At 64.7% G+C, this 6,556-nt stretch carries 7 protein-coding genes; 4 read left to right on the forward strand and 3 right to left on the reverse strand.

Translation table 11 applies throughout. The annotated features are described in order from the left end of the window. Nucleotides 1-433 (reverse strand): acetylglutamate kinase (gene argB / locus Q0L57_RS02830; protein ID WP_296737643.1); only part of this gene is annotated, 433 nt, incomplete at its 3' end. 98 nt (nt 434-531) lie between these two features. Then, entirely contained in the window at nt 532-2,028 is a 1,497-nt protein-coding gene (locus Q0L57_RS02835; RefSeq protein WP_296737645.1) for an amidase, read from the reverse strand. A gap of 181 nt (nt 2,029-2,209) precedes the next feature. On the opposite strand from Q0L57_RS02835, the gene Q0L57_RS02840 reads away from it, so the two are divergent. The 4 genes from Q0L57_RS02840 (at nt 2,210) to msrB (ending at nt 4,938) form a co-directional block, all read left to right on the forward strand. Next, the gene (locus Q0L57_RS02840) at nt 2,210-2,749 is read left to right on the forward strand and encodes a sigma-70 family RNA polymerase sigma factor (RefSeq protein WP_296737647.1); all 540 of its coding nucleotides are present in this window, start codon (nt 2,210-2,212) and stop codon (nt 2,747-2,749) included. Further along, nucleotides 2,746-3,468: an anti-sigma factor gene (locus Q0L57_RS02845; RefSeq protein ID WP_296737650.1), complete on the forward strand. Its 723-nt coding sequence runs from the start codon at nt 2,746-2,748 to the stop codon at nt 3,466-3,468. The genes Q0L57_RS02840 and Q0L57_RS02845 overlap by 4 nt, the downstream gene beginning before the upstream one ends. 213 nt (nt 3,469-3,681) lie before the next feature. Then, nucleotides 3,682-4,236 (forward strand): fasciclin domain-containing protein, encoded by a 555-nt coding sequence (locus Q0L57_RS02850; RefSeq protein WP_296737651.1) that lies wholly within the window; start codon nt 3,682-3,684, stop codon nt 4,234-4,236. 195 nt (nt 4,237-4,431) lie between these two features. Then, nucleotides 4,432-4,938 (forward strand): peptide-methionine (R)-S-oxide reductase MsrB, encoded by a 507-nt coding sequence (gene msrB, locus Q0L57_RS02855; RefSeq protein ID WP_296737653.1) that lies wholly within the window; start codon nt 4,432-4,434, stop codon nt 4,936-4,938. A 101-nt stretch (nt 4,939-5,039) separates the two neighbouring features. Here the strand turns inward: msrB and Q0L57_RS02860 are convergent. Further along, nucleotides 5,040-6,556: DHA2 family efflux MFS transporter permease subunit (locus Q0L57_RS02860; RefSeq protein WP_296737655.1), on the reverse strand; the 1,517-nt coding region annotated here is incomplete at its 5' end.

A 6,556-nucleotide genomic window follows, 5' to 3' on the forward strand; every position in this document is an offset into this window, starting at 1 on the left:
CGATCATGGTCTTGCGCGCCTTTTCGGCGAACACCATGTTGCCGTCCTTGCCGCACAGCCCGATCGCCCATTCGCCTTCGGCGTTGATCAGCGCGACGATCTCCTTGTTGATCGAGCCGGCCAGCACCATCTCGACGATCTCGACCGTCTTCTGGTCGGTGACGCGCAGGCCGCCCTCGAACTTGGATTCGATGCCCATCTTGGCGAGCATCGCGCCAATCTGCGGGCCGCCGCCATGCACGACGATCGGGTTGACGCCGGATTGCTTGAGCAGCGCTATGTCGCGCGCGAAAGCCCTGCCCAGCGTGTTGTCGCCCATGGCGTGGCCGCCATATTTCACCACGACCGTCTTGTGCTCGTAGCGCTGCATGTAGGGCAGCGCGCTGGAAAGCAGCGCGGCCTGCATTTCGGCGTTGGCGGCGATCTCCGTCATCGGTGTGGTTCCCAAACTGGCAAGGATGGCGGCGTCTTAGCGGGAATTGCCCCGGGTCGCAAACGGCTTTGCGGTCACAATGATGAAAACAGCGGTCCTTAACCCGGCACCTTGAGCGGCGCGCGCCGGTTGAGCCAGCCCGAAATCTTCTCCATCTGAGCGGCGAGCGAGAGCAGCGTCTCCTCGTCTCCGGGCCGCCCGGCTGCCTGGATGCCGAGCGGCAGGCCGCCCGCCGTGACGTGCACCGGCAATGCGATCGAGGGTTGGCCGCTGACGTTCTGGATCGCCGGCCAGTGGGTGAACCACAGGCTTTTGTCCATCATCTGATCAAACACCGGCTTGATCCTGAGCAGTCTTGTCAGATGCAGCCTGTCGAGCAGGTTTTCGATCAGCTCGTCCGCGCCCTTCGGGTCCATCGAGCCGCAGGCGAGCGGCGGGTGCGCGATCAGCGGCATCAGCACGGCGTCGTAACGCGCGGTCTCGGTTATCAGCTGGCGCGCCTTGGCCTGGAGCCGCTGCACGCCGTCATAGACCTCGCCGGCGGTCAGGATTTCGCCGAGGCGGCTGAGCACGCGGGTCGCACGCTCGATATCGCCGGTTACCGGACGACCGATACGCAGCGCTTCGGCCCGCACCGTGCCGGCAACCGCCGAGGCGACGCTCTTGCAGAAATCGGCGATGAAGTCGCGGTCGATAAAGGGAAGGTCGATCTCCTCGACGCTGTGTCCGCCTTCGCGCGCCAGCGCCACCGCCGCGTCCAACGCGGCCATCGTCTCGCTCGAGATCGGCAGGCCGAGCGGCGACTTGCGGTAGACGGCGAGGCTGAGCCTGCCCGGATCGCGGGCCGCGGCCGCCGCGAACGAGCCTTTCGGCGACCGCGCCTCATAAGGAGAAAGAGGATCGGCGCCGTGTGTCAGGTCGAGCAGGAGCGCTGTGTCGCGCACCGATCGGCTGACGGCGTGATCGACGACCATGCCGTACCAGCTTTCGGTGATGAGCGGCGTCAGCGGCACCCGGCCGCGTGAGGTCTTCAGCCCGACCAGCCCGCTGCAGGCCGAGGGCACGCGGATCGAGCCGCCGCCGTCTGAAGCGTGCGCGACCGGCACCACACCCGCCGCCACGAGCGATGCGGCGCCGCCCGACGAGCCGCCGGTGGTATGGCCGGTGTTCCAAGGATTTCGGGTGATGCCGAAGCGCGTCGACTCCGTCATCAGCCGCAGCCCGTGCTCCGGCGTGGTGCTGGTGGCGATGGGGATCAGCCCGGCCGCGAGATAACGATCGACCATCACCGAGTTGAAATCCGCGGTGAAGGCGGGAATGCGGCTGCCGCCGTGGACCGGCACGCCCTTGATGCCGAGGCCGAGGTCTTTCAGCGCGAACGGCACGCCGGCCAGCGGCAGTTTGCGATCGACTGTTTTCGCCCGTGTCCGCGCGGCGTCGTAAAGCGGTTCGGCAATCGCGTTGATGTCTGGCCTTGTCGCCTCGGCGCGCGCGATCGCCGCGTCGACCAACTCCTGCGGCGACACCTCTCCCCGATGCACCAGCTCGGCAAGTCCGGTCGCATCCTGTTCCCAAAGCACACGCTCGACCGACATTGCCACCCCCTTTGGCCGCCCCCGTTTTGCGCAAAAGGCTAGCCCATGGCCCTGCAAATCGAAATCGATATTTGCCTACCGGGCTGAGACCGGAAAGACAGGGCGGCGGGCGCGACTGCCTCTGGTGGACAACACCCGTCTGCACCGTTGCAAATAAACCGCAATCTTCTAATTTGCCTGCATGGCGCCGCAGGACATCAGCAAGCTGATCGTCCGGACTTCGATGAAGGACCGGGCTGCGTTCGATCTGCTCTACAAGCAGACCAGCGCGAAACTTTTCGGCGTCTGCCTTCGTGTATTGAAGGACAGGGGAGATGCGGAAGAAGCGCTGCAGGAGGTCTTCGTCAAGATCTGGACGAAGGCGGACCGCTTCGCAATCTCCGATCTGAGTCCGATTTCCTGGCTGGTGGCCATTGCGCGCAACCATGCGATCGATCGCATCCGGGCGCGGCGCAGTCCCTCTGCCAACATCGATGTAGCCCTCGACGTCGCCGACCCGACGCCGGGACCTGAGGCAATGGCTGTCGCGGGCGGCGAGACCGAACGCATCTACCAGTGCCTCGAAGAACTGGAGAAAGACCGGGCGGCGGCCGTCCGGGGCGCCTATCTGAGCGGCGAAAGCTATGCCGAGCTGGCGGAACGGTTCAAGGTTCCGCTGAACACGATGCGGACTTGGCTTCGGCGAAGCCTGCTCAAACTTAGAGAATGTCTGGAAAGATGACGCTGGCAGAGGACAACGGACCGGAACGTGGAGGCGACGACCTGCTCGCCGCCGAATACGTTCTCGGCGTCCTGGCAGCCGACGAACGCCAGATTGCCTCGAGACGTATCGACACCGAGACGGCTTTTGCCCGGTTGGTCGATGCCTGGGAGGTTCACTTCGCGCCGATGGCTGCGGCCTATGCCGCGGTCGAGGCCCCGGCCTCGGTCAAGGTTGCGATCGACCGCCGGCTGTTTTCCTCGACGGCGGCAACGTCCGCCGAGCCGCGCGGCGGCCTGTGGTCAAGCCTCGGCTTCTGGCGCGGCCTCGCCGCGGCCGCGATCGCCGCCCTGGCCGTCTATGTCGCCCTGCCTTATGTCAATCCGCCGGCGCCGCAGCCTCAGACCAGGCTGGTCGCCTCGCTCGCGGCCGACAACAGCAATGTCAAATATCTAGCGGTCTATGACGCCGCCCGCCACGAGGTTGGCCTGTCGCTCGTCTCCGGCGACCGCGGGACCGGCAAGGACTTCGAGCTCTGGATGATCGAGGGCAAGAACGCGCCGGTCTCGATGGGCGTCATCCCGGCCGGCCAGACCGCGCGCATGGCCGTTTCGCCGGCCGTCCAGCAGAAGCTTGCGCAAGGCGCAGTGCTCGCCGTCAGCCTCGAACCGACCGGCGGTTCGCCGACCGGCCAGCCGACCGGTCCCGTCGTCGCCGCGGGTGACCTGAAGGGCATCTGACCCCGCATCGCGCAAAAGCGACTTTTCTAAGAAGATTGAAAGTCTATCCGCCAAATTGCGCGGGTCGACAGGGTTGACCGCATCATAAATTGACGTTGTCGAAAAATACCGAAAATCAACAAAATCTTGAGGCGTAGCGAAACTAAATTTTTATCGGGTCGTATCTCCTCGCGTTCCCAGCTACGGGAAAAACAACCCGAGGAGACTGACAATATGCGTAAACTCGCCACCCTTCTGCTCGCCGGTACTATCGGCCTTTCGGCGCTCGGCGCCATTGCCTACGCCAATCCGATGGTCGGCGGCGCGCCGATGTACGCCAAGAAGAACATCATCGAGAACGCCGTGAATTCGAAGGACCACACCACGCTGGTCGCCGCCGTCAAGGCGGCCGGCCTAGTCGACACGCTGGAGGGCAAAGGCCCGTTCACCGTTTTCGCGCCGACCAACGAGGCCTTCGCGGCGCTCCCGCCCGGCACGGTCGAAACGCTGCTCAAGCCCGAGAACAAGGACAAGTTGGTCAAGATCCTCACCTGTCACGTTGTCGCCGCCAAGGCCATGGCCGCCGACGTCGCCAAAATGGCCAAGGCCGACGGCGGCGCCCATGAGGTCAAGACGGTCGGCGGCTGCGCACTGACGCTGAAGTCGGAAAAGGGCAAGGTCACCGTGACCGACGAGAACGGCAATGTCGCCCACGTCACCATCGCCGATGTTCGCCAGTCGAACGGCGTCATCCACGTCGTCGACAAGGTTCTCTTGCCGAAGATGTAACAAAGCGGGCCTGGCCGGCGAAGACATGGCTGAGCGCCGGCCGCGACATCCAAGATCCGCGCCGCCGGCAAGGGTATGCTCCGCGTCGTCCGCAAGGGCGGCGCGGAGCAGCACCGGGATAAGCGATAGGGCGTCACCGGCTTTTGATTTCCGGGCAGGGCTCTATCTTGGCACAATGGACCAGGAGGAACGGCCATGAACCGTCGCGATTTTCTCTGGAGCGGCACAGCCGCCACCGCTCTCGTCGTTGGGGCCGCGGCGATGCTGCGCGTCGGCGCGCCGAGACCCGCTCTCGCCGCTGAGACGTTCGAAGTCACCAAGACCGATGCCGAATGGCACGCCATCCTTTCTGACGCCGCCTTCGACGTGCTGCGCAAGCAGGGCACCGAATATCCTGGCACCAGTCCGCTGCTCAACGAGCACCGCAAGGGCGTCTTTGCCTGTGCGGGCTGCGACCTGCCGGTCTACCCGTCGGAGACGAAGTTCGATTCCGGCACCGGCTGGCCGAGCTTCTGGCAGGAAATTCCCAATTCCATCGGCAAGACCGAGGACCGCTCGCTGGGCATGACCCGCACCGAGGTCCATTGCCGCCGCTGCGGCGGCCATCTCGGCCATGTCTTCGACGACGGCCCGCCGCCCACCGGCCTGCGCCATTGCATCAACGGCGTGGCGCTGAGCTTCAAGCCGGCGACCGCCGCCTGACAGCTGGGGCGGACTTGCTATCCCAAAAAACATGACCCCGGAAATCGTCGCCGATTTCCGGGGTCACGCGTTGAGGAGGCCAGGCGGGGGTTCCGGCTTCCTCAATGGCCTCCGCCGCCGCCACCGCCCTGTTGGGCCGGCTTGTTGATGAACAGCACGAAGAATCCGAGCGAGGCGAACAGAACCGTCAGCATCATGAACACGTCCATGAAGGACAAGAGCGCCGCCTGCTGCTGGACCATGCCCGACAGCTTCGAGATCGCCGCGCTGTTGGCGTCGAGGCCCGCGGTCTGCTGGAAGTTCACCGTCATGTTCTGCAGCTTGGTCTGCGCCGCGGCGCTTCCCCACTGCACATGCTCGGCAAGCCGCGCATAGTGGAAGGCGTTGCGGTTGATGAGCACCGTGTTGATGACGGCGAGGCCAACGGCGCCGCCGAGGTTGCGGGTCAGGTTGAACAGGCCCGACGCATTCTTCAGGCGCTCCGGCGGCAGCGTGCCGAGCGCGATGTTGTTGATCGGCACCATGCACAGCATCATCGAGCAGCCGCGCAGGATCTGCGGGATCAACAGCTCATAGAAATCCCAGTCGGCTGTCAGGTGCGTCATCCACCAGGTGCCGGTGGCGAAGCCGAAGAAGCCGATCATCATCATCAGACGCAGATCGATCTTGTTCGACAGGATGCCGGCAACGGGCGCGGTGAAGAACATCGCCAGGCCGCTGACGAACAGCGCCTCGCCGATCATCATCGAATCGTAGCCGCGGATACGGCCGAGGAACACCGGATAGAGATAGGTGAGCCCGTAAAGGCCGATGCCGACGACGAAGGAGAACAGCGAGCCGAAGGCGAAGTTGACGTTGCTGAAGGCCCTGAGGTCGACGATCGGCTCCTCGGCGGTGAAGACGCGCCAGAAGAACACGATGCCGCCGATCGTCATGATGATGGCGCAGGCGAACACGGCCGGCTCCTGCAGCCAGTCATGGTTCGGACCTTCCTCCAGCACATACTCCATGCAGCCGAGGAAGGCGGCCATGCCAAACAGGCCCCACCAGTCGAACTTGGAGAACAGCTTGAGGTTCGGCTTGTCGAAGTCGATCAGCGACCACGCAGCCGTCGCCACCAGGATGCCCGGCACGACATTGATCAGGAACAGCCAGTGCCAGGACATGGCATGGCTGATATAGCCGCCGACCGTCGGACCGATCGTCGGCGCCAGCGTCGCCACCAGGCCGATCATCGGCGAGACGACGGCGCGCCGCGACGGCGGGAAGATGGTGAAGGCGGCCGCGAAGACGCTCGGGATCATGCCGCCGCCGATGAAACCCTGGATGGCGCGGTAGACGATCATCTGGTCGATGTTGGTGGCTGTCGCGGCAAGCGCGCTGGCCGCCGTGAAGCCGGCCGCGGCGATGGTGAACAGCACGCGCGTCGACAGCATGCGGCTGAGGAAGCCCGACAGCGGGATCATCACCACCTCGGCGATCAGATAGGCGGTCTGCACCCACGGGATTTCGTCCGAGCTGGCGCTCAGGCCGGCCTGGATTTCAGACAGCGAGGCCGAGACGATCTGGATGTCGAGGATCGCCATGAACATGCCGAACACCATCGCCAGGAAGGCGA

Source organism: Mesorhizobium sp., from assembly GCF_024509055.1.
Classification (GTDB): Bacteria; Pseudomonadota; Alphaproteobacteria; order Rhizobiales; family Rhizobiaceae; genus Mesorhizobium.

Excerpts from the sequence above, each read along its gene's own strand:
- Q0L57_RS02845 (WP_296737650.1), top strand. The coding sequence starts at position 2,746 with ATGACGCTGGCAGAGGACAACGGACCGGAACGTGGAGGCGACGACCTG.
- Q0L57_RS02840 (WP_296737647.1), top strand. The coding sequence starts at position 2,210 with ATGGCGCCGCAGGACATCAGCAAGCTGATCGTCCGGACTTCGATGAAG.
- Q0L57_RS02850 (WP_296737651.1), top strand. The coding sequence starts at position 3,682 with ATGCGTAAACTCGCCACCCTTCTGCTCGCCGGTACTATCGGCCTTTCG.
- msrB (WP_296737653.1), top strand. The coding sequence starts at position 4,432 with ATGAACCGTCGCGATTTTCTCTGGAGCGGCACAGCCGCCACCGCTCTC.
- Q0L57_RS02835 (WP_296737645.1), bottom strand. The coding sequence starts at position 2,028 with ATGTCGGTCGAGCGTGTGCTTTGGGAACAGGATGCGACCGGACTTGCC.